Annotated in this window: 20 protein-coding genes; 8 read left to right on the top strand and 12 right to left on the bottom strand. The window is 72.1% G+C overall.

Features of this window, described 5'->3' with window-relative positions; all coding sequences use genetic code 11:
• Window positions 1-198: 198 nt before the first annotated feature.
• The gene (locus AB0M83_RS37810) at window positions 199-1278 is read left to right on the top strand and encodes an MFS transporter (protein ID WP_364524783.1); all 1080 of its coding nucleotides are present in this window, start codon (window positions 199-201) and stop codon (window positions 1276-1278) included.
• On the opposite strand, the gene AB0M83_RS37805 is transcribed toward AB0M83_RS37810, so the two are convergent.
• The 3 genes from AB0M83_RS37805 to AB0M83_RS37795 all read right to left on the bottom strand — a co-directional run bounded on the left by AB0M83_RS37805 (window position 1208) and on the right by AB0M83_RS37795 (window position 3314).
• Window positions 1208-1399 carry a hypothetical protein gene (locus AB0M83_RS37805; RefSeq protein ID WP_364524781.1) on the bottom strand — a complete coding sequence of 64 codons (192 nt, stop codon included), beginning with the start codon at window positions 1397-1399 and terminating at the stop codon, window positions 1208-1210. The two genes, AB0M83_RS37810 and AB0M83_RS37805, sit on opposite strands and share 71 nt — an antisense overlap.
• Window positions 1400-1470: 71 nt before the next feature.
• Window positions 1471-2127: a response regulator transcription factor gene (locus AB0M83_RS37800; protein ID WP_364524779.1), complete on the bottom strand. Its 657-nt coding sequence runs from the start codon at window positions 2125-2127 to the stop codon at window positions 1471-1473.
• The gene (locus AB0M83_RS37795) at window positions 2115-3314 is read right to left on the bottom strand and encodes a sensor histidine kinase (RefSeq protein ID WP_364524777.1); all 1200 of its coding nucleotides are present in this window, start codon (window positions 3312-3314) and stop codon (window positions 2115-2117) included. Before AB0M83_RS37795 ends, AB0M83_RS37800 begins: the two co-directional genes overlap by 13 nt.
• A gap of 125 nt (window positions 3315-3439) precedes the next feature.
• Here AB0M83_RS37795 and AB0M83_RS37790 point away from each other — a divergent pair, with 125 nt between their 5' ends.
• The gene (locus AB0M83_RS37790; RefSeq protein ID WP_364524775.1) at window positions 3440-4174 is read left to right on the top strand and encodes an ABC transporter ATP-binding protein; all 735 of its coding nucleotides are present in this window, start codon (window positions 3440-3442) and stop codon (window positions 4172-4174) included.
• Window positions 4175-4176: 2 nt separating this feature from the next.
• Window positions 4177-6702 carry an FtsX-like permease family protein gene (locus tag AB0M83_RS37785; RefSeq protein ID WP_364524789.1) on the top strand — a complete coding sequence of 842 codons (2526 nt, stop codon included), beginning with the start codon at window positions 4177-4179 and terminating at the stop codon, window positions 6700-6702.
• A gap of 75 nt (window positions 6703-6777) precedes the next feature.
• Here the strand turns inward: AB0M83_RS37785 and AB0M83_RS37780 are convergent, their stop codons facing one another.
• Window positions 6778-7107: a hypothetical protein gene (locus AB0M83_RS37780; protein ID WP_364524773.1), complete on the bottom strand. Its 330-nt coding sequence runs from the start codon at window positions 7105-7107 to the stop codon at window positions 6778-6780.
• Between the two features lie 67 nt (window positions 7108-7174).
• Window positions 7175-10066 (bottom strand): BTAD domain-containing putative transcriptional regulator, encoded by a 2892-nt coding sequence (locus tag AB0M83_RS37775; protein ID WP_364524771.1) that lies wholly within the window; start codon window positions 10064-10066, stop codon window positions 7175-7177.
• Window positions 10067-10212: 146 nt separating this feature from the next.
• Between AB0M83_RS37775 and AB0M83_RS37770 the strand changes: the two genes are divergently transcribed.
• Window positions 10213-10869: a hypothetical protein gene (locus AB0M83_RS37770; RefSeq protein ID WP_364524769.1), complete on the top strand. Its 657-nt coding sequence runs from the start codon at window positions 10213-10215 to the stop codon at window positions 10867-10869.
• Between the two features lie 47 nt (window positions 10870-10916).
• On the opposite strand, the gene AB0M83_RS37765 is transcribed toward AB0M83_RS37770, so the two are convergent.
• The gene (locus AB0M83_RS37765) at window positions 10917-11114 is read right to left on the bottom strand and encodes a DUF397 domain-containing protein (protein WP_364524787.1); all 198 of its coding nucleotides are present in this window, start codon (window positions 11112-11114) and stop codon (window positions 10917-10919) included.
• Between the two features lie 22 nt (window positions 11115-11136).
• Entirely contained in the window at window positions 11137-12000 is an 864-nt protein-coding gene (locus tag AB0M83_RS37760; RefSeq protein ID WP_364524767.1) for a helix-turn-helix transcriptional regulator, read from the bottom strand.
• 134 nt (window positions 12001-12134) lie between these two features.
• On the opposite strand from AB0M83_RS37760, the gene AB0M83_RS37755 reads away from it, so the two are divergent.
• The 4 genes from AB0M83_RS37755 (at window position 12135) to AB0M83_RS37740 (ending at window position 15171) form a co-directional block, all read left to right on the top strand.
• The gene (locus tag AB0M83_RS37755) at window positions 12135-12869 is read left to right on the top strand and encodes a hypothetical protein (protein WP_364524765.1); all 735 of its coding nucleotides are present in this window, start codon (window positions 12135-12137) and stop codon (window positions 12867-12869) included.
• A 103-nt stretch (window positions 12870-12972) separates the two neighbouring features.
• On the top strand, window positions 12973-13632 hold the full coding sequence (locus AB0M83_RS37750; protein ID WP_364524763.1) for a glycoside hydrolase family 11 protein: 660 nt from the start codon (window positions 12973-12975) through the stop codon (window positions 13630-13632).
• A 3-nt stretch (window positions 13633-13635) separates the two neighbouring features.
• Window positions 13636-14298 carry a polysaccharide deacetylase family protein gene (locus AB0M83_RS37745; protein WP_364524761.1) on the top strand — a complete coding sequence of 221 codons (663 nt, stop codon included), beginning with the start codon at window positions 13636-13638 and terminating at the stop codon, window positions 14296-14298.
• 216 nt (window positions 14299-14514) lie between these two features.
• Complete coding sequence (locus tag AB0M83_RS37740) at window positions 14515-15171, top strand: response regulator transcription factor (protein WP_364524759.1); 657 nt, start codon at window positions 14515-14517, stop codon at window positions 15169-15171.
• Window positions 15172-15175: 4 nt separating this feature from the next.
• On the opposite strand, the gene AB0M83_RS37735 is transcribed toward AB0M83_RS37740, so the two are convergent.
• The 5 genes from AB0M83_RS37735 to AB0M83_RS37715 all read right to left on the bottom strand — a co-directional run bounded on the left by AB0M83_RS37735 (window position 15176) and on the right by AB0M83_RS37715 (window position 20193).
• On the bottom strand, window positions 15176-15355 hold the full coding sequence (locus tag AB0M83_RS37735) for a hypothetical protein (RefSeq protein WP_364524757.1): 180 nt from the start codon (window positions 15353-15355) through the stop codon (window positions 15176-15178).
• A gap of 128 nt (window positions 15356-15483) precedes the next feature.
• Window positions 15484-15696, bottom strand: coding sequence for a DUF5988 family protein (locus AB0M83_RS37730; RefSeq protein WP_364524754.1), 213 nt, complete (start codon window positions 15694-15696; stop codon window positions 15484-15486).
• 140 nt (window positions 15697-15836) lie between these two features.
• On the bottom strand, window positions 15837-17429 hold the full coding sequence (locus tag AB0M83_RS37725) for a GAF domain-containing protein (protein ID WP_364524752.1): 1593 nt from the start codon (window positions 17427-17429) through the stop codon (window positions 15837-15839).
• The gene (locus AB0M83_RS37720; RefSeq protein WP_364524750.1) at window positions 17429-18814 is read right to left on the bottom strand and encodes a carboxylesterase family protein; all 1386 of its coding nucleotides are present in this window, start codon (window positions 18812-18814) and stop codon (window positions 17429-17431) included. The genes AB0M83_RS37725 and AB0M83_RS37720 overlap by 1 nt, the downstream gene beginning before the upstream one ends.
• Window positions 18811-20193 (bottom strand): FAD-linked oxidase C-terminal domain-containing protein, encoded by a 1383-nt coding sequence (locus AB0M83_RS37715; protein ID WP_364524748.1) that lies wholly within the window; start codon window positions 20191-20193, stop codon window positions 18811-18813. Before AB0M83_RS37715 ends, AB0M83_RS37720 begins: the two co-directional genes overlap by 4 nt.
• Between the last annotated feature and the right edge of the window lie 17 nt (window positions 20194-20210).

The raw sequence follows: 20210 nt of genomic DNA, 5'->3' as shown, positions 1-20210 counted from the left end.
CTCATTCCTGGCGCCGGACGCCAGGAATGAGTCATTCACTGCATCGGAGGCGACCTGCGTTAGACTTTGGATCATGGCGAGCCCCGAAGCGTCCAGGGCCGGGCTGTCGGTCTTCCCGGCAGCCCGGTAACTTCCGCTTCCCCGGGCCCCCGGGTGACCACGAATCGTCCGCCGATTCCGTGATCCCTGGAGCTTCGCGTGTCCCTGTACCTCCTCGCCCTGGGCGTGTTCGCCATGGGTACGTCCGAATTCATGCTCGCCGGGCTCGTGCCCGGCATCGCCGGCGCGCTCGACGTCTCGCTCGCGCAAGCCGGCTACCTGACCTCCGCCTTCGCCGCCGGGATGGTCGCCGGGGCTCCGCTGATGGCCGCCCTCGCGCGGACCTGGCGACCTCGGACCGCACTGGTGAGCTTCCTGGCCCTCTTCGTCGTCGTGCACGTAGTCGGCGGGCTGACGACGTCCTTCGCCGTCCTGCTCGGGACGCGGGTGGTCGCCGCCGTCGCCGACGCCGGTTTCCTCGCCGTCGCCCTGACCGTCGAACGTCAAGGCCGCGCTGTCGCCGTCCTCCTCGGTGGGACGACCTTGGCGTGCGTCGCCGGCATCCCCGGTGGGGCACTGCTCGACGCCGCCTTCGGCTGGCGCTCGGCCTTCTGGACCGTCGCCGCGCTGTGCCTGCCCGCCCTCTTCGGGGTGGCGCGCATCGCCGACACCCCGGCCGGTGGCGAGGCCGACCTGCGGGGCGAACTCCGGGAACTCCGCCGGCTGCCCCGCGTTCTCCTGCTCGGCGCGCTCGTCAACGCGGCCACCTTCGGCGTCTTCGCCTACCTGGCGCCGGTCGCGGGCAGCGCCGCGCCGGTCGTGCTCGCCGCCTTCGGCCTCGGCTGCTTCGCCGGTGTCACGGCGGCCGGGCGGCTCGCCGACCGGTGGCCCGGTCGCGTCCTCGCGATCGGCGGCGCACTGCTGCTTGGGGGCTGGATCGTGCTGGCCCTGGTCCCCACGGCACTCGTAGCCCTCGCCTTCACGCAGGGTGCGTTGTCCTTCGCGGTCGGCGGCACGGTGATCACCCGGATCCTGCGCCTGGCCACCGGCGCGCCCACGATGGCGGGCTCCTACGCGACGGCCGCGCTCAACATCGGGGCGACGGCGGGCCCGGTGCTCGCGGGAGCGGCGAACCCGTTCTGGGTGGCCGCGGCGCTGGTGGCGGCCGCTATCGCCGTCGCCGGACGTAGTGGACGACCAGCAGGACGAGCGCGATCGTCGCGATCACGCCGGCGGTGATCCGGAACGGGTCGGCCAGTCCGGTGAAGGAGCCGACCGCGTTCACCGCGGCGGCGACGAGCAGGACCGGCCAGAGGACGAGGGGCGCCGCGGTGCGGGCGGGAACATCGGTGTTGGTCATGACACGAACGCTAGAGCCGGCCGAGGCGCGAAACGATGCCGTGCGCACCCGGATCCGGGGTGGTGCCTGCGCTACCCCGCGTCCCGGCCCAGGTAGGCGAGCACCGCCAGCACCCGGCGGTGCCCGCCGCCTTCGTCCGACGGCAGGCCGAGCTTCGCGAAGATGTTGCGGATGTGCTTGAGCACCGCGCCGTCGCTGACGACGAGCAGTTCGGCGATCGTGCTGTTGTTGTAGCCCTCGGCCATCAGCGCCAGCACCTCACGCTCGCGCGCGGTCAACGCGTCCAGGGGGTCCGCCGCCCGCCGGCGCGCCATCAGCTGGCCGATGACCTCCGGGTCCATCGCCGTGCCGCCCTTCGCGACCCGCTCGAGCGCGTCGAGGAACCGCTCGACCTTGCCGACGCGCTCCTTGAGCAGGTAGCCGACCGCGCCGACGCCGTCGGCGAGCAGCTCAACCGCGTAGCTCGTCTCCACGTGGGCGGAAAGCACCAGCACCGGCAGGCCCGGGTGGATCTCACGGGCGCGGACGGCGGCGCGCAGGCCCTCGTCGCGGTGGGTCGGCGGCATCCGGACGTCCATCACGACGGCGTCCGGCCGGTCGTCGGCGACGAAGGTGACGAAGTCTTCGGCGTTGTCGAACGTGGCGGCGACTTCGATGCCCGCCGTCTTCAACAGCAGCGAGAGGCCTTCGCGCAGCAAAGCGTCGTCCTCGGCGATCACGACCCGCATGGCAGCTCCACTCGCAGCACGGTCGGCCCACCGGGTGGGCTGGTCAGGGTGAGGGTTCCGTCGAAGGCTTCGGCGCGGCGCCGGATCCCGGCGAGCCCGCTGCCGCGCCTTTCGTCGGCGCCGCCGCGGCCGTCGTCGCGGATCTCCAGGGTCAGCAGGGAAGGCGTGCCACCCAGCTTGATGTCCACAGTGGACGCGTCGGCGTGCTTGGTGACGTTGGCCAGCACCTCGGCGACGACGAAGTACGCGGCGGCCTCGACGGCGGCCGGCCGGCCGGTTTCGTACTCGACGGTGACCGCGGTCGGCACCGGCGTCCGCTCGGCGAGCGCCCGCACCGCGCCCGCGAGACCGCGTTCGCTCAGCAGCGGCGGGTAGATGCTCCGGACGACCGTTCGCAGCTCCGCGAGCGCGTCGGTCGCGGTGTCCTGCGCCTTGACCAGCAGGTCGCGCACCGTCTCCGGGTCGCGGTCGTAGAGCTGGCCGGCGATGCCCAGCTGCAGGACGACCGCGGCGATCCGCGCCTGGGTGCCGTCGTGCAGGTCACGCTCGATGCGGCGCAGCTCGGCGCCGTGCGCCTCCAGTGCGGCCGCTCGCGTCGCGGTCAGTTCGGCGACCCGGTCGGCCAGGACGACACCGGGCGCCGGCCGGAGCAGTTTCCGCGCGGTGCGGGCCTGCCAGCGCGCGGCGCGGGGCAGCAGGAGCGTCGCCGCGGCCATCGCGACGGCGATCAGGAAGTCGAGCCCCGCCCGCGGCCACGAGTTCACCACGATGCCGAGGGAGCCTTCGATCCCGCCGGGCACCGCCGGCCAGATGATCACCGTGACGACCTGCTGGACCGCGCCGATCGGCAGGCCGATCGCCAGGCTGCCGAGCACCAGCCCGGTCGCGGCGTGGATCGCGAGCCACGCGAGGTCGCGGCGGGTCGCCGGGTCCTTCAGCGGCGAGCCGTCCCGGTACGGCTCGGGGATGGCCTCGCCGAGCCGGCGCGCGGCCCGGCGGCGGTCGACCCCGACCGGCCACCGCGCCAGCTTGATCGCCGGCGCGAGCGACGGGATGCCGACGCCGACCGGGCACAGCAGAAGCACGGCGAAGAGGCCCACGAGGGCGAAGATCGACAACAGCGACGTGCCGGCGCCGACCACGAGGTAACGAGCCGCCGACCAGCACTCGCGCAGGCGGGTCGTCACCGCGACAGTGTCCCACCCCACCGCCGTGGTGGTGCTGGCGCTACCCCGGATCCACCCCCGCACAGGATCGAAGTCCCGCCCCGGCCGCCCTAGTTTTCGTGGGGACAGAACAAAGGGGATCACCGATGACGACAGCGAACGCGCTGGAACTGGCCGGGGTGCGCAAGGTGTACGGCTCCGGCGACGGCGCCGTCACCGCGCTGGACGGCGTGACGGCGAACGTGCCGCGGGGGACGTTCACCGCCGTGATGGGCCCGTCGGGCTCGGGCAAGAGCACCTTCCTGCACTGCGCGGCCGGCCTGGACCGGCCGACCTCGGGGAAGGTGCTGCTCGGCGGCACCGAGATCGGGCGGCTGAAGGAGAACGAGCTGACCCGGCTGCGGCGGACCCGCGTCGGGTTCGTCTTCCAGGCCTACAACCTGATGCCGTCGCTGAACGTGCTGCAGAACATCACGCTGCCCCTGCGGCTCGCCGGCACCAAACCGGACCCGCAGTGGCTGCGCGAAATCGTCGAAGGCGTCGGGATGGCGAAGCGGCTGGAACACCGCCCGGCGGAGCTGTCCGGCGGGCAGCAGCAGCGCGTCGCGATCGCCCGGGCGCTCATCGCCCGGCCCGACGTCGTGCTGGCCGACGAGCCGACCGGCGCCCTCGACACCCGCACCGCGCGGCAGGTCCTCCACCTGCTTCGCGCCGTCGTCGACGGCATGGGACAGACCGTGCTGATGGTGACCCACGACCCGGTCGCCGCCTCGGCCGCGCACGGCGTGCTCTTCCTCGCCGACGGCCGGCTGGCCGGGCACCTCCCGCACCCCACCCCCGAGCGGGTGGCGGAGCGGATGACGCACCTCGGGGAGTGGTGACCGTGCTGTCCCTCGCTTGGCAGACGATCCGGACGCGGCTCGGCGGGTTCGCCGGCGCGTTCATCGCGATCCTGTGCGGCACCGCCCTGGTGGCGGGCTGCGGGGTCCTCATGGAGTCCGGCCTGCGCGCCGGCGTCCCCACCCAGCGCTACGCCGCCGCGGCCGTCGTCGTCGGCGGGGCCCAGAGCGTGCACCCGCCGGGAGCCGACGCGCTGACGCTGGAGCAGGTCGGCGAGCAGCCGTCGGTCCCGGCGGCGTTGGCCGGCCGGATCGCTTCGGTGCCCGGCGTCCGGACGGCGGTCGCGGAGCAGAGCTTCCCGGCGCAGGTCGTGACGGCGTCCGGCGAGGTGCTCGGCGGGCCGCAGTCCCTGGGCCACAACTGGGACGCGGCCGTGCTGGCGCCGTTCACGCTCCGCACAGGTGCGGCGCCCGCGGCCCCCGGCGACGTCGTCCTGGACGCCGACCTGGCCCAGCGCGCCGGTGTCGGCGTCGGCGGGCAGGTGCGGATCGCGACGCGGTCGGTGCCGATGACGTTCCGGGTCAGCGGCATCGTGAACAGCCTGTCGCGGCAGTCGGCGTTGTTCTTCACGCCGCAACGGGCGGCGGAGCTGACCGCGCAGCCCGGCCAGGCGCACGCGATTGGTGTCCTGGCCGACCCGGGCGTGCCGCCGGAGACGCTCGCCGAGCGGATCGGCGCGGTCACCGGCGGCGCCGAGGTCACCACCGGCATCGAGCGCAGCACGATCGAGTTCCTCGACGTCAGCCAGACGCGGATGCTGCTGCTGGCGGTCGCCGGCTCGTTCGGCGGGTTCGCCCTGCTCGTGGCCGTGTTCGTGGTGGCGAGCACGCTCGCCCTGACGATCAACCGGCGGCGCCGGGAGTTCGCGTTGCTGCGGGCGGTCGCGGCGACGCCGAAGCAGATCCGCCAGCTCATCGGCACCGAAACGACGTTGGTCGCGCTCGTCGCGGGTGTGCTCGGCGGCGCGCTGGGCCTGGCGGTGGCGTCCGGGCTGCGGGACGCGTTCGCCGCGATCGGCGTGATCCCGGCCGACTTCGGGCTGGCGATCAGCCCGCTGCCGTCCGTCGCGGCGCTGCTGCTCGGCCTCGGCGCGGCCCGGCTGGCGGCGTGGGCGGCGGCGCGGCGGCCGTCGACGATCCGGCCGGTCGAAGCGCTCGGTGAGGCGGCGGTCGAACGCCGTGAGCTCGGCCGCGGCCGCTCGATCACCGGGTGGAGCCTGGTGTTCGCGGGCTTCGCGGGTGCTTTCGTGCCGCTGTTCCTGCGCGGCGAAATCGGAACCGCGATTTCGACGATGGCGACGCTGGTCGTCGTCATCGGGCTGGCCGTCGTCGGACCGCAGGTGACCGCGCTGGTGGTGCGGGTGCTGGCGCCGCCGCTGGGGCGGGTCTGGCGGATCAGCGGATACCTGGCCGGCGCGAACGCCCAGGCCAACACGCGGCGGCTGGCCGCGGCGGTGACCCCGCTGATGCTGTCGATCGCGTTCGCCTTGGCGACGTTCTACAGCCAGACGTCGTCGACGGCGGCCGCGGCGGAGGAGACGGCCCGTTCGACGACGGCCGACTACGTGCTGAGCGGCCCGGCGGGGGTCTCCCCGGAGGTCGCCGCGGCCGTCGCCCGGGTGCCGGGGGTCGCGACGGCGACGCCGGTGGTGCGGACGTCGGTGCTCACGGTCTCGACGGTCGGCGACAGCGTGGACGTCCAGCGCAAGTCCGCGCAGGGCTTGGCGGGCGAGCAGGTGCGCGGTGCCCTGGAGCTGGGCGTCGACGGCGGGCGACTCGCGGACCTGGCCGGTGACACGGTCGCCTTGAGCCGCTCGGAGGCCGACTGGCTGGACAAGAAGATCGGCGACGAGGTCACGTTCTACTTCGGCGACGGCGTCCCGGCGAAGCTGCGGCTGGTGGCGACGTACACGCACGACCTGGCGTTCGGCGACTTCGTGCTGCCGGTGGCGCTGGCCCGCGAGCACAACGGCGGCCGGCTGGACGATGCGGTGCTGGTGCGGCGTTCGGTGAACGCCGACCCCGCCGCGGTTTCTTCGGCGCTGCGCTCGTTGCCGTACCCGGGGCTGACAGTCGATTCTCCGGCACCGGCTCCCGAGGGCGGCGACCGGCAGGCGCAGTTCTACCTGAACCTGGTCGCGGTCGGCGTCATCGTCGGGTACCTGGCGATTTCGGTGGCCAACACGCTGGTGCTGACGACGGCGCAGCGGTCGCGGGAGTTCGCGCTGCTGCGGCTGGTCGGCACGACCCGCCGCCAGGTGACCCACATGATGCGGCTCGAGGCCCTGGTCACGGTCGGGATCGCGGTGGTCGTGGGGACGGTGGTCGCGCTGGTGCCGCTGGCGTTGCTGAACCTGGGACTGCGAGGCAGCCCGGTGCCGTCGGGGCCGCTGTCCGTCTACTTCGGAATCATCGGCGGCGCGGCGGTGCTGGGGCTGGTGGCGATGGGGCTGTCGACGTGGGTGGCGCTGCGGGCCCGGCCCATCGACGCGATCGGCCTGCGGGAGTAGGTCCCGCTTTTCGGATGCAGTGAATGACTCATTCCCGGCGCCTGACGCCAGGAATGAGTCATTCACTGCGTCGGGTCAGCAGCCCGTGCCGGTGTCTTCGCCGGTGTAGGAAAGGACGCGCCAGTCGGTGGTCCCGCCGAGCGGCACCACCGCACCGGCGGCGACGCACTTTTCGCCGATCAGGGTCTTGAAGACGCCGCCGTAGGTCAGCGAATAGACCTTGATCTTCGTGGCGGCGGAGCCGCAGTTGCCCCACTGGTAGTCCCGGGCGTTCGGGCCCGAGGCACCCTGAGTCCACTGCGTGCCACAGGTGACGGCGGCGGTCTCCGCCGAAGCGGTACCGGCGGCCAGCGGCAGCGCGGTTATGGCGAACCCGAGCGCGAGCGCCGCGGAAATGCGTTTCATGAATTGACCCCCTGCTTGCCGGAAACGATGCGGCACCGAAGATAGCGGGGTATTCGTGTGGATTTCCCTACACTTCACCGTGCGGCGGCCGCCACAGCCCGAGCCGGGTGAACTGCTCGCGGACGTGGTCGCGGACCGGTTCGTCGGCGTCGGCGACGAGCGCGACGGTCTGGCGGGCCTCGTTCCACGCTTCGGCCTGCCGGCCGGTCGCGGCCAGGGACCGGACCAGGGCCACCAGCGCCCGGACGATCCGCACGTGGTCGGCGGGGGACCGCGAAATCCCCAGCGCCTTCCGGGCGAACAGCAGGACGTCGTGGTGTTCTCCGGCGTCGCAGGCGGCTTCGCTCAGCTCGACCAGCGCGGCGAGCGCCGGCTCGTGGCCGGCCGGGTACCGGTCGTGCAGCGTGACCGCTTCGGTGAGCTGCCGGACGGCCTCCGTGGTCCGGCCGGACCGGCGGTTCAGCAGGCCGAGTTCCAGCGCCATCGCGGCGTGGCGCCGGTGGTCGCCCAGTTCGGCGTACAGCATTTTCGCGTGGGAGAGGTGCGTCTCGGCTTCTTCGAGCCGGCCTTGACGGCGCAGGTGCGTGCCGAGGGCGCCGCGGGCGGCGGCGCACCGGGCGGGTTCGTTCAGGCTGTGCTGGATGTCGAGGGCCTGGCGCAGGCAGGATTCGGCTCGGCTCGGGTCCCCGGCGTCTTCCGCGTGGCGGGCGAGCAGGAGGAGGACTTCGGACCGGTCGCGGCTGTTGCCGGTGTTGCCGAAGATCGCGTTCGCCAGCTCGAGGGATTCCCCGGTCTTCTCGGGGTCGCCGAGGGCGTGGTGGATCCGCGCCAGACCGGTCCACGCCTGCCCCTCGGCGTCGAGGTCGTGGTCGGCCCGGGTGGCGAGCAGGACCGCCTCGACGGCTTCGCGCCATTCGGGTGCGGTGTCGCCGATGGTCAGGTGGGGCCGTGCCAGCCGGAGCAACGTCACCACCCGGGCCGGGTCGCTGTCCGCCGCACGGCGGATCACGGCGCACAGGCTCGGCTCTTCGTCGGCCAAGAAGGCCTGCGCCGCCGCGAAATCCGGCAGGTGCCCGGCCTGGGGCAGTTCGGCCGTGCGCCGCAAAGCGGGCGCCAGGACCTCGGCGGCGTCCGTGACGCGGGCGATGTACCAGTCGAGGAGCCGTTCCTCCGCGCGCCGGCGGTCGGCGGGGGAGTCGTGGGCGAGCGCGAGCCGTTCGCCGGCCGCGCGGGTGAGGGCGTCCATCCGGTAGCGGCCCTCTTCTCGGCTGATCAGGTACCGGGAGCCGAGCGCGGTGACCGCGCCGCGGCAGGTCTCGTCGTCGGTGCCGTCGAGGGCGCGGATCGCTTCGAGGGAGAGACCGGGGCCGATGTGCGGCGCGAGCGAGCGGAAGAGCCGGGCGGCGGGCGGATCCAGCGCGCGGTAGGACCACAGCACCGACGTCAGGATCGTCCCCGACGCCAGTTCGCCGGCCAGCAGGAGCTCGGCCGGGCTCGGCAGGCCGCCGGCGCCGGGCAGGAGCTCGGCGAGGGTGCGGACGGCCTGCGGGGTGCCGCCGGTCAGCGCGAGCACCGCCGCCGGATCGGGTGGCTCGGCCGGGGAGTCGCGGAGCAGGCTTTCGAGCAGGGAAGCGATCTCGGCTTCGGTGAAGGGGGCCACTTCCAGCCGGTAGGCGCCGTGGTGGGTCACGAGGTCGCTCAGCCGGTGCCGGCTGGTCACGACGACCACGGCGTGCGCGCTGCCCGGCAGCAGGGGCACGATCTGCCCGGAATCCCGGGCGTTGTCGAGGAAGAGCAGCACCCGGCGGTCGTCGAGCAGGGTCCGCAGCATCCCGGTCCGGGCGGCCGGGCTCGCGGGGACGGCCCCGGCGGCGACTCCGAGCGCGTCGAGGAATTCGGCGAGCACCTCGGCGGGGTCGCGGGGCGGGCCGGCGGCGTACCCGGAGAGGTCCGCGTGCAGCTGGCCGTGGGGGAACCGCTCGCGGACGGCGTGCGCCCAGTGCAGTCCCAGCTCCGTCTTGCCGGCCCCGGCCGGCCCGGTGACGGCGATGATGAGGGTCGCGGGCGGGCCGCCGACCCGGGACCGCAGGAAGAGCGCGTTCAGCCGGGCGAGGTCTTCGTCGCGGCCGACGAACTGGCTGACCGTCGACGGGAGCTGGGCGGGCGGCAGCGCGCGGAGGGCCGCCTGGGTGCGGTGCAGGTCGGCCGGGGTGGGCGAGTCCCGGTACTGCAGCAGCTGCTGGTGCACTTCCTGCAGCTCCTGGCCGGGCCCGGTGCCGAACGACCGCGCGAACCGGTCGTACACGTGCTTCCAGTAGGTGTCGAAGACTTCGTAGTGCCCCAGCCCGTTCAGCGCGGTGAGCCGTTGCGCGATGTACCGGGTGTCGAGCTCGTGGTCGACCATGGCTTCGTCGAGGATCCGCAGCACTTCGCGGTAGTTGTGGCGATCGAGCTCGACCGCGCACAACGCCTGGTAGGCGGCGACCCGGTCGTAGCGGTCGAGGTCTTCCCGTTTCTGCTCCATCCACATGCTGCCGAGGTCTTCGACCACGGGGCCCCGCCAGAGGTCCATGGCTTCCCGCAGGGCGTTCGCGGCCTCGTCGAGCCGTCCCGTCTGCCGCGCTTGTTCGCCGTCGCGGATCAAGGTCTTGAAGCGTGCGTAGTCGACGTCGTCGGACCCGGGCAGGAACTGGTAGCCGGCGCGCTGGGTGACGATCTTCGCGGAGACCCCGAAGCCCCGCAGCCGCGCCCGGAGCCGGCTGACGTAGGTCTGCAGATCGTTGCGGGCGTGGTCGGGCGGGTTGTCGTCCCAGAGTGCCTCGGTGACGGTCCGGACGGGGACGACCTTGCCGTGGTTGAGCATCAGCACACCCAGCAGGGACCGTTCCTTGGCCCGCCCCAGCGCGACCTTCCGGTCGCCGAGCAGCAGCTCCACGGGCCCCAGGATCCGGAATTCCATCGGGTTTCCCGTCCACCCCGGCAGGACTTACCTGCCAGCACCGTAACCCGCGGACCGGCGGGTTTCAGCCCGGGTCGAGCTGCTGTCAAGAATTTGTCCAGCAAGCGGCAAGCGAACCGTCCACCGGGTGAGTTCACGATCTCGTCATGGCGTGGACGGATGTGTGGCAGTGGCTTCGGGGCGCTTCGCCGCCCTTGCTCGTCGAGCCGGTGGCGGATCCGGTGCACCACACGATTCTCGCGGTCGCGATCGACGGGTTTTCGTCCTTCGAGCGCACGAACCTCCAGCGGCTGGTGCTGCGGGAAGGGCTGTACCGCGCGTTCCAGCTGGCCCTGGCCGAAAGCGGGGTGACGTGGGGACACTGCCACCACGCGGACCTCGGTGACGGCGTGCTCGTCCTGGCTCCCGCGGGCTACCCGAAGGCGGTGTTCAGCGAACTGGTCCCCGACGCGCTCACGAGGTCCCTGGCCGAGCACAATGGTTCCCACCGGCCCCCGGAGCGCATTCGCCTGCGGATGGTGCTCCACGCCGGGGAAATCAGCTACGACGCGCACGGCACGACGGGCTCCGCGATCGTGCACGCCTTCCGGCTGCTCAATTCCGTGGTGATGAGGAAGAGCTTGACTTGGTCGGACAGCGACCTCGTGGTGATCGCATCGGCTTGGTACCACGACGAGATCATCCGGCACAGCCCGTTGAGCGGGTGCTATGAGTCGGTGGTGGTTCAGGAGAAGGAAACCACGGCCCGGGCCTGGATCCGGCTGGTCGAGCCGGCCGAGCCGGACTACCGCGCTTCGGGGTGAGGGGCCCTGCAGGGGCTTTCCCCTCACCTCTGCTCAGCGGCCGGACATCAAGCGTCCTCCGGGGAAATGCGACCTAGGAAGGAAGTCCAGGCGGGGGCCGAAAACTTGATGACCGGTTGCTCGGGCCGACGGTCCTTGGTGTCGCGGACCAGGGCCGCGTCCGCCGTCAGCCGGGTTTCGACGCAGCTGCCGCCGGCGTTGGAATAGCTGCTCTTGAACCATCCACGACGGGGCGCGGGAGACAAGTCTTCAGTCAACTCTGGTTCCTCAAAGTTCTTTCAAGTGGTCACGAACGACCTGCAGGGACTGGTCACGGGACTGCGCGCGCCCATACGCGTCCTCGTAGGTGGTGGTGATGTTGCGGACCTGCACCGGGTCGTCGATGACGCCCCAGGCGGTCACGGTTTCTTGCCAGGCCAAGGTGGGAAGCCGGGGGTTCCCGAATTCGATGAGGTGCACGGTCGCGGCGCCGAAGAGCCCGCACGCGGTGGCGGTGAACGGAATGACGCGGACGTCGAGCTTTCGCGGGTGACTTTCGATCAGCTCGGCCAGATGCACGAGCTGCTGCCTGAGCACCTTTCGTCCGCCGATCTGCTGCCGCAGGGCGGCTTCGCTGATGACGGCGGTCAGCTTGAAGGGGTCATCCGGGTCCGCGAGCCTCTTCTGCCGGCGCAAGCGGGCTTCGACGCGCTGGTCGACCTCGACTTGGGGCAGCGTCACGGCAGGCATCATGATCGCCCGGATGTAGTCCGCGGTCTGGAGCAGCCCGGGAATGAGCAGGCTCTCGTAGTCGCGCATGCTCCGGGCGCCCTGTTCCAGGCCGAACAGGCGCTGGATGTCGGCGTCGAAGAGCGCTGAGTAGTTCGACCACCAGCCGCGTTCCTTGGCGGCGGTGCGCAGCGCCAGGAGCTCGGCCTTCTCTTCGTCGTCGAACTCGAAGAGGTCGAGGACGCGGGCGAGCGCTTCCGGGGAGAGGATCTTGCGCTCGTTCTCGACGGCGCTCCAGTAGTTGCGTGTGAAGCTCAAGGCTTGCGTGATGGTCCTGACGTCGATGCCCAGCCGTTCGCGCTGCCGTTTCAAGCGCAGGGCGAGTTCCCATGATGCGACGACGGGCGACGACGGCGCGCTCATTCCGGACAGCCTCCGCTGGTTACGGTAACCAAACAGTATTCGGTCTTGGATACCTGACACCATCGGGTTCAGCTAACCTAGTGGTAACGCTTTTTCATCGGGTACGCGACCCGCCGGGTGGATACCCCGAACGGATGAGTTTTCAGATGCCGGAGCCTCAGGCGCGACCCAGCGGACGGACCCGCAGGAGTCGGCGGTCAGCGGTCCTGACGGGTGCGATCGGGATCGCCCCCGCGGGCCCGCTCGCCGAGGAGCTCGACTGGCGGGGCAGCCTGGGGCTCACCACCGCGCACTGCACGATCATGGTCGTCGACGTCGAAGGGTTCGGGCGGCACAGCCGGACCAATCCCAACAAGGTGCGGGTCCGCGGCGGGCTGTATCGAGCTGTCGAGCGGGCCTTCGCCGCCGCGGGCATACCCTGGGGCGGCTGCCGGCACGAGGATCTGGGCGATGGCGTGCTCGTGCTCGCTCCCGCGCACGTCTCGAAGGCTCTTTTCGTCGACCTGCTCCTCGGAGCCCTCGCCGACGAACTCCTTGCTCACAACGCCGTTCACCCGGCACCGGAACAGATCCGGCTCAGACTTGCTTTGCACGCCGGGGAAGTGTCCTATGACGAGCACGGTGTCACCGGCTCGTCGATTCTCCACGCTCAGCAGCTGATCGACGCGCCCGAGCTGAAACGCGCACTGGCGCAAACCACGGCCGTGCTCGCCGTGATCGCGTCGGACTGGGTGTTCGACGAAGTGATCCGGCACAGCGAGCGGAGCGCCGCCGGCACCTACCGGGCCGTCGAAACCCCGGGGGGGAGAGCGTGGATCCGGCCTGTCGGGCGGCGGCGTGACCTCGGCCGGTGGCGTCGGCTCGGATAACCGGGAAACCCTGCCGTACTCCCGAAACTTTCCGAAAGTTATTGCCCCACCGAACACCCCGAACGCATGCTTTCGCCATCCCCAGCCTCGACGAGGAGGAAGCATGCTCACCAAGAATCGCTTCAGGGTGTTCGCCGGTGGGGCCGCCCTTGCGCTCATCGCCACGTTCCTGCCCGGGGTCGCCCGGGCCGACACCGTCATCACCACCAGCCAGACCGGGAACAACGGTGGCTACTACTACTCCTTCTGGACCGATGGCGGTGGCTCGGTCCAGATGACCCTCGGCTCCGGGGGGAACTACCGGATGAACTGGAGCAACGTCGGCAACTTCGTCGGCGGCAAGGGGTGGAGCAACGGGAGCCGGCGGACCGTGAACTACTCCGGCAGCTTCAACCCCTCCGGCAACGGCTACCTCGCCCTCTACGGCTGGACCTCGAACCCGCTCGTCGAGTACTACATCGTCGACAACTGGGGCAACTACCGGCCGACCGGGACCTACAAGGGCACCGTCACCAGCGACGGCGGCACCTACGACATCTACCAGACCACGCGGTACAACGCGCCGTCGGTCGAGGGGACCAAGACCTTCAACCAGTACTGGTCCGTGCGGCAGCAGAAGAAGACCGGCGGCACCATCACCACCGGCAACCACTTCGACGCCTGGGCGCGCTACGGCATGCGCATGGGCAGCTTCAACTACTACATGATCCTCGCCACCGAGGGTTACCAGAGCAGCGGCAACTCGAACATCTCGGTGGGCTGACCGATGCGCATGGCACTCCTCGCGGCCGCGCTGCTGGCCGTGACCGGCGCGGCCGCCGTCGGGCCGGCGCCCGCGCACGCCGCCGCCTGCAACGGGTACGTGGGCCTGACCTTCGACGACGGACCGTCCAATGGGAACACCCCGGCACTGTTGAACGCCCTGCGGCAGAACGGGTTGCGGGCGACGATGTTCAACGAGGGCCAGTACGCCGCCGCGTACCCGGCGCAGGTGCGGGCCGAGGTGAGCGCGGGCATGTGGGTCGGCAACCACAGCTACACCCACCCGCACCTCACGCAGCAGAGCCAGTCCCAGATGGACTCCGAGGTATCCCGGACGCAGCAGGCGATCGCGGCGGCCGGCGGCGGCACGCCGAAGCTGTTCCGCCCGCCGTACGGCGAAACGAACGGGACGTTGCAGGCCGTCGAAGCGAAGTACGGCCTCCGGCAGATCATCTGGGACGTCGATTCGCAGGACTGGAACAACGCGAGCGTGGACGCGATCGTCGCGGCCAACGCCCGCCTCGGCAACGGCCAGATCATCCTGATGCACGAATGGCCGGCCAACACCCGCGCCGCGATCCCGCGGATCGCGCAGACCCTGGCGAGCCGCGGGCTGTGTGCGGGAATGATTTCGCCTCAGACGGGCCGGGCGGTCGCCCCGGGCTGAGGCCTCCGGGTGGCGCGGCGGCCCGAACCCGCCGCGCCACCTTCCTCAGTCGTCGTACCACTCCACCCGCACCGCGCCTGTCCCGAGCGGCGGACCTCCGTATGCGCGCAGCACCCCGGGGGCGTGGTCACCGGTGGCTTCGAGGACCGCCGGAACCGCACCTGACGCCCACCCGGCCATTTTCCCGGACCCCCGGAATGCGGCAGACTGCCGATCATGACGATCGCGGTGATGGTGGTGGACGACCAGCAGGTCGTGCGCGAAGGCCTGGTCGCGCTGCTGGGCCTGCTCGAGGACGTCGACGTCGTCGGCTCGGCGGCGAACGGCGCGCAGGCGCTCGAACTGGCCGGGACGCTCGATCGGCTCGACGTCGTGCTGATGGACCTCACCATGCCGGTCCTGACCGGCGCGGAGGCGACCCGGCGGCTCACGCGGGACCACCCGGACGTCGCCGTCCTGGTCCTCACGACGTATTCGGACGACGAGTCGATCGCCGGTGCGCTCGCCGCGGGGGCGAAGGGCTACCTGACGAAGGACGCGGGCCGGCACGAGATCGGCGCCGCGCTGCGGGCCGTGGTCGCCGGGCAGCTCACCTTCGGGGCGGACGTGTCACGCCAGGTCGCCGGAGCACTGTCCGGAGCCGGGAAACCCACACCGCGCAAGGAAAGCCTCCCGGACGGGCTCACCGCGCGCGAGGCCGAGGTGCTCGGGTGGATCGCCGCCGGGCTGAGCAACGGCGAGATCGCGGCCGAGCTGGTCATCGGCGAAACGACGGTGAAGACGCACATCAACAACGCGTTCGCCAAGATCCGGGTTCGCAACCGGATCGAGGCCATGCGCTACGCGGTGCGGCACGGCCTCGACCACGACTGACCGGTCACGACTTGCGGCGCTCTTCGAAGTGCTCGAGCGCTTTGCTCCCGATTTGTTTCGCCTGGTCGTACCGGCCCGCTTTCTTGAGCGCGTACACGACCACGCCGAGCAGCAGGATCAGCAGGAAGATCCCGCCGCCGATGATGGCGAAACGGAGCAGCATGAAACCGAGTACTTCACCCATGGTGGATTCCCTCTCCGGACGGCGGCGCCGCTTTTTCCGCGGCACCCGACCGGAAGGAAACTAGCGCCGGTGCCGGGTGGAGCGGGACCTCCGCGGGGTGGAGATCCGGGTGGAGCCGCGGCCGCGGGTCACTCGGCGACCCTGGTGCGGCCGCACCAGGCGAACACCGGCACCTGGTCGCCGCCGCTGGTCGTCGTGAACTCGCCCTCGTGGGAGAAGTGCTCGTAGCCGGCGCCGAAGCTGACCTTCGCGACTTCGCCGATGCTCCCGACCGTCCAGTCGCGGTGCTGTTCGCTCAGTTCGGCCGGACCGCCGGAAAGCGTCACCTTGATGTTCGTCATGATTCATCTCCGTGGGGTCGTCTACGCGGAGGAAAGGCTGGAAATGTGGCCTTCGTCTCTCGACGATGCCTGACGGACGTTCGCCGTGTCAATATTCCTGGTTTCGCGCGGAATGGCGCGAAATAGGGGTTGACGCGCGCTTACCCCAGTTCCCGGCCCAGCCGGTGGACGCGCAGGGCCAGGTGGACGTCGAGGGCGCGGTCGCCCTCCTGCCAGTCCGGGCCCAGCAACGCCGTGATGCGGTCCAGGCGCTGGTAGAGCGTGTTCGGGTGGATCGTCAGCTCCTCGGCCGCCGGGGTCTTGTGGCGGCCGTGGCGGAGGAAGACCTCCGCCGTGCGGACCAGGTCGGTGCCGCGGTCTTCGTCGTGGGCCAGCAGCGGTGCCAGCGTGCGGGTGACGAACACGCCGGCCTCCTCGCGCCCGGCCTGACTCAGCAGGTAGCGGTACGGGCCGAGGTCGGCCGGGGACGCGGTGGAACCGGTGCGGCCCAAGGCTTCCAGTACCCGGACGCACGCCGACGCGTCGTCGTACGCGGCGGCCAGGTCGGTCACGCCGGTCGCCGGGCCCGCCAGCCCCGTGGTGCCGAAGTCCTCCGCGCGGACCGCCGCCTCGTCCGCGCGGACCAGGGCGACCAGGCGACCGTCCACTGTGGCCGCCAGACCGCCGTGGCGGGCGGTGAACTCCCGCAGCCGCGGGTTTTCGCCCACTACGACCAGGTGCGGACGGCGCGGGTCCAGGCCCAGTGACCGGGCGTACGCCGGGGCGTCGCGGACGCGGCCGGTCACGATGTGCTCGACCAGTTCCTCCGCCGTCCGGCGTTCGGCCCGCGCGACCGACGCCACCAGCGCGACCGTCATCGCCGAGCGTTCCAGCAGCCGGACGTCCGCCTCGTCGAGCGGCGCGTCGAGAACCACTTGCAGGGCCCCGAAATACGCGTTCGCCGACGCCACCGGCACGGTCACCGCCCGCAAGCCCGCGTGCGTGCGGCGCGCGGCCGGGTCGGCGAACCACGCCGACGGCGTGCCGTCGAGAGCCGCCTCGACGAGCGAGCCGGCGCGGGCGGCGGCGCGGACCTCGTCGTGCTCGCCGGCCACCACGACCAGGCCGGGTACCAGCTCCGACAGCGGGACCACGACGTCTTCGGGCGCGCCACCGTGCAGAGCCACCCCGGACAGCCGGTCGTGCAGCCGCACGGCGCGTTCGAGCCGGCCGTTCGCCGTCGCCAGCGCCGTGACCAGCTTGGCGTTCTCGATGGCGATCGCGGCGAACGAGCCGAGCGACGTCAGCAGCGACGACTCCGCCGCGGTGAACCGGCGCACCGCCCGCTGCGAGACCATCAGCACGCCGGCCACCTTGCCCCGCAGCCGCAACGGCACCCCGAGGATCGTGCGCAGGCCCTCGTCCTCGGCGACGCGGTCGACCTCGCCGAGGTGCGTCAACCGGGCGTCGCCGAGGTAGTCGGCGCTCTGCACCGGTTCGCCCGTGTCCGCCACCTGCCCGGCCAGCCCGCTGTGCGGCGGCAGCACGACGCCGCGCAGCCGCGGGCCCAGCGAGCCGTCGGTGACCCGGATGACGAGTGAGCCGTCCGGTTCCGCCAGCGCGAGGTAGGCGACGTCGACGCCGAGCAGGCGCCGCGCGTGGTCGACGACCTCCTGCACCAGCGCGTCGAGGTCGTGGACCGCCGACAGGCGCAGGGCGAGGTCGTACAGCTCGCGCAGGCCGTGGGCGTCCATCAGCCCAGGTGGGTGGTGGTGCCCTCGGCCCAGCCGGGGTCGCCGGTGGCGGCGAACCGGGTCCACGCCGCGTTCACGTCGCGGGCCAGCTCCGCCGGCGGGTGGTCGCCGACGAGGCCGGCGGACGCGTCCAGGGAGTCGAACACGAACGGCAGCTCCATGCCGTGGCACGCGCCCAGGTCCGGGGCGCGCCACTCGAACTCGTAGCGGAACGAGCGGCCCTGGTGGTTCTCGACGAGTTCCTCGACGCCGTCGCGGAAGACGAGGTCGGTCATGGCCTCGACGAACACCTCGCCCGCCTTGCGGCCGTCACCCAGGCCGTAGCCGCGGAGCACGCCCGCCGCGTCCGGGTGCGACGCCGACAGCATGGCCACGGCCTGCTCGTCGGTCAGCACGTCCGCCAGCCCGCTCGGGCCGAAGTAGAGCAGCATCTCCTCGCGGCAGGTGCCCGCGATGAGGTCGACGTCGGCGCCCGCGCTGTTGCGGATCGCTTTGCCCGGGTGCTCCGGCAGGACGTCGTCGCCGACCAGCGGGAGGAACGGGCTGAGGCCGTACCCGCGGTCCAGGCCGTCCGCGCCACGCAGGTCGGGCCCGCCGCCGGGCTTGAGAAGGGCGTCCTGGGCGTCGAGCAGCTGCTCGGTCGAGAGCTTCCGGAACGCTTCGGCGGTGGGTTCGACGCCGAGCCGGTCGGCGACCACCTGCGTTACCCGCGCCAGCTCAGCGCAGCCGCGGACCATGTTCGCGTGTCCACTTTGGACGATGGCACGGCGGAAGAGCCCGGCCGACAGCGGCGAACCGAGCAGGCAGGCAACGCTGATCGCGCCCGCGGACTCGCCGAAGAGCGTGATGTTGGCGGGGTCACCGCCGAACGCGGCGATGTTCTCCCGCACCCAGCGCAACGCGGCGAGCTGGTCGCGCAGGCCGAGGTTGGTCGCGCCGCCGTCGAGCGGCAGGAAGCCGTCGATGCCGAGCCGGTACTGCAGCGTCACCAGCACGGCGCCGCCGCGGGTGAACGCCGTGCCGTCGTAGACCGGGGCGGAGCCGGTGCCGCCGACGAACGCGCCGCCGTGCACGAACACCAGCACCGGGAGTGCTTCCGCGGCCGGGTCCGGCGTCCAGACGTCGGCCGTCAGGTAGTCCGGGCCGGGCCGCCAGCCGGCGCCGACCAGGGCGGACAGGTCGAGGCCCGGGATTTCCCGACGCCGTTGGGGCGCGGTGGGCCCGGCCTCGCGGGCGTCGCGCACGCCCTCCCACGACGGGGCCGGAACCGGCGCGGCGAACCGCAGCTCGCCTACGGGCGCGGCGGCGTAGGGGATGCCGCGGAACCGGACGCCGGTGGCGATCGGCTCGCCGCGGACCTCACCGGCGGTGGTGCGGACGATCATGCGGGTGTCCCTTCGGGGAAGACCTTGCCGGGGTTGAGGATGTGGTGCGGGTCGAGGGCGTGCTTGACCGCGCGGTGCATTTCGAGGACGCCCTCGCCGAGTTCTCGCGCGAGGCCGGGCTGCTTGAGCAGGCCGACGCCGTGTTCGCCGGTGACGGTGCCGCCGAGGTCGAGGGCGTCGGAGATGATGTCGTCGAAGGCCGCCTGGGCGTTCTTCCGGGCGGTCTCGTCGCCGGCCGGGGTGACCAGCAGCGGGTGCAGGTTGCCGTCGCCGATGTGCGCGATGTTGGCGATGTGGACGCCGTGCCGCTGCCCCGCCGCGTCGATGCGCGCGAGCATCTCGGGCACGGCCTGCGTCGGGACGCAGACGTCCTCGGTGAGCAGCGGGCCGAGCCGTTCCAGGGCGGGGTAGGCGAGGCGGCGGGCGGCGAACAGCGCGTCGGCCTCGGCCTGGTCGGTCGACTGCGCGGCCCACGTCGCCCCGGCCCGCTCGAAGCAGTCCAGGATCTCCGCGGCCTCGTGCTCGCCGAGGGCGCCGGGGGAGTCGGTGCGGGCGAGCAGCACGACGTTCGCGTCGGCGCTCAGGCCCATGTTCTTCCACTGGTCGACCGCGGCGAGGCAGTGCCGGTCGACCAGCTCCAGCGCCGAGGGCAGCACGCCCCGGGCCGCGACCGCCGCGGCGGCCTGCCCGGCGGCCACGGTGGTGTCGAAGTACCCGGCGACCGTGCGCTCCGCGGCGCGCGCGGGCCGAAGGCGGACGGTGACCTCGGTGATCACGCCGAGCGTGCCCTCCGACCCGACCATCAGCCCGGTCAGGTCGTAGCCGGCGACGCCCTTGGCGGTGCGGCGCCCGAGCCGGACGAGCTCCCCGGTGCCGGTGACGACCTGCAGGCCCAGGACGTAGTCGCGGGTGACGCCGTACTTGACGCAGCAGACGCCGCCGGCGTTGGTGGCGACGTTGCCGCCGAGGGTCGACCACGGCGAGCTGGCCGGGTCGGGCGGGTACCAGAGCCCGCGCTCGGCGCAGGCGGCGCGCAGGTCGTCGTTGACGACCCCGGGCTCGACGACGGCGTACCGCTCCCGCTCATCGATCTCCTTGATGGCGGTGAGCCGGTCGGTGACGAGCACGACGCACCCGCCGACGGCGTTCGCCCCGCCGGAGAGGCCGGTGCCGGCCCCGCGCGCGACGAGCGGGGTCCGGTGCTCCAGGCAGGCTTTGACCACGGCCTGGACCTCTTCGGCGGTGTGCGGCCGGACGACCACCGCGGGCTGCGCGTAGGGGGCCCACTCGGCCTCGTCGTGGGCGAAGCCCGCCACGACGTCCGGGTCACGGACCAGCCGGTCCGCCGGCAGCCGGGCGGCCAGGTCGTCGATCAGCATCCGCGGGAACCTCCTCG

It is taken from the genome of Amycolatopsis sp. NPDC051106 (assembly GCF_040682775.1).
Classification (GTDB): domain Bacteria; phylum Actinomycetota; class Actinomycetes; order Mycobacteriales; family Pseudonocardiaceae; genus Amycolatopsis.
This window is presented reverse-complemented; position numbering and strand designations above follow the sequence as displayed.

Excerpts from the sequence above, each read along its gene's own strand:
- AB0M83_RS37805 (WP_364524781.1), bottom strand. The coding sequence starts at position 1,399 with ATGACCAACACCGATGTTCCCGCCCGCACCGCGGCGCCCCTCGTCCTC.
- AB0M83_RS37800 (WP_364524779.1), bottom strand. The coding sequence starts at position 2,127 with ATGCGGGTCGTGATCGCCGAGGACGACGCTTTGCTGCGCGAAGGCCTC.
- AB0M83_RS37790 (WP_364524775.1), top strand. The coding sequence starts at position 3,440 with ATGACGACAGCGAACGCGCTGGAACTGGCCGGGGTGCGCAAGGTGTAC.
- AB0M83_RS37780 (WP_364524773.1), bottom strand. The coding sequence starts at position 7,107 with ATGAAACGCATTTCCGCGGCGCTCGCGCTCGGGTTCGCCATAACCGCG.
- AB0M83_RS37775 (WP_364524771.1), bottom strand. The coding sequence starts at position 10,066 with ATGGAATTCCGGATCCTGGGGCCCGTGGAGCTGCTGCTCGGCGACCGG.
- AB0M83_RS37770 (WP_364524769.1), top strand. The coding sequence starts at position 10,213 with ATGGCGTGGACGGATGTGTGGCAGTGGCTTCGGGGCGCTTCGCCGCCC.
- AB0M83_RS37760 (WP_364524767.1), bottom strand. The coding sequence starts at position 12,000 with ATGAGCGCGCCGTCGTCGCCCGTCGTCGCATCATGGGAACTCGCCCTG.
- AB0M83_RS37755 (WP_364524765.1), top strand. The coding sequence starts at position 12,135 with ATGAGTTTTCAGATGCCGGAGCCTCAGGCGCGACCCAGCGGACGGACC.
- AB0M83_RS37750 (WP_364524763.1), top strand. The coding sequence starts at position 12,973 with ATGCTCACCAAGAATCGCTTCAGGGTGTTCGCCGGTGGGGCCGCCCTT.
- AB0M83_RS37745 (WP_364524761.1), top strand. The coding sequence starts at position 13,636 with ATGCGCATGGCACTCCTCGCGGCCGCGCTGCTGGCCGTGACCGGCGCG.
- AB0M83_RS37740 (WP_364524759.1), top strand. The coding sequence starts at position 14,515 with ATGACGATCGCGGTGATGGTGGTGGACGACCAGCAGGTCGTGCGCGAA.
- AB0M83_RS37735 (WP_364524757.1), bottom strand. The coding sequence starts at position 15,355 with ATGGGTGAAGTACTCGGTTTCATGCTGCTCCGTTTCGCCATCATCGGC.
- AB0M83_RS37730 (WP_364524754.1), bottom strand. The coding sequence starts at position 15,696 with ATGACGAACATCAAGGTGACGCTTTCCGGCGGTCCGGCCGAACTGAGC.
- AB0M83_RS37725 (WP_364524752.1), bottom strand. The coding sequence starts at position 17,429 with ATGGACGCCCACGGCCTGCGCGAGCTGTACGACCTCGCCCTGCGCCTG.
- AB0M83_RS37720 (WP_364524750.1), bottom strand. The coding sequence starts at position 18,814 with ATGATCGTCCGCACCACCGCCGGTGAGGTCCGCGGCGAGCCGATCGCC.
- AB0M83_RS37715 (WP_364524748.1), bottom strand. The coding sequence starts at position 20,193 with ATGCTGATCGACGACCTGGCCGCCCGGCTGCCGGCGGACCGGCTGGTC.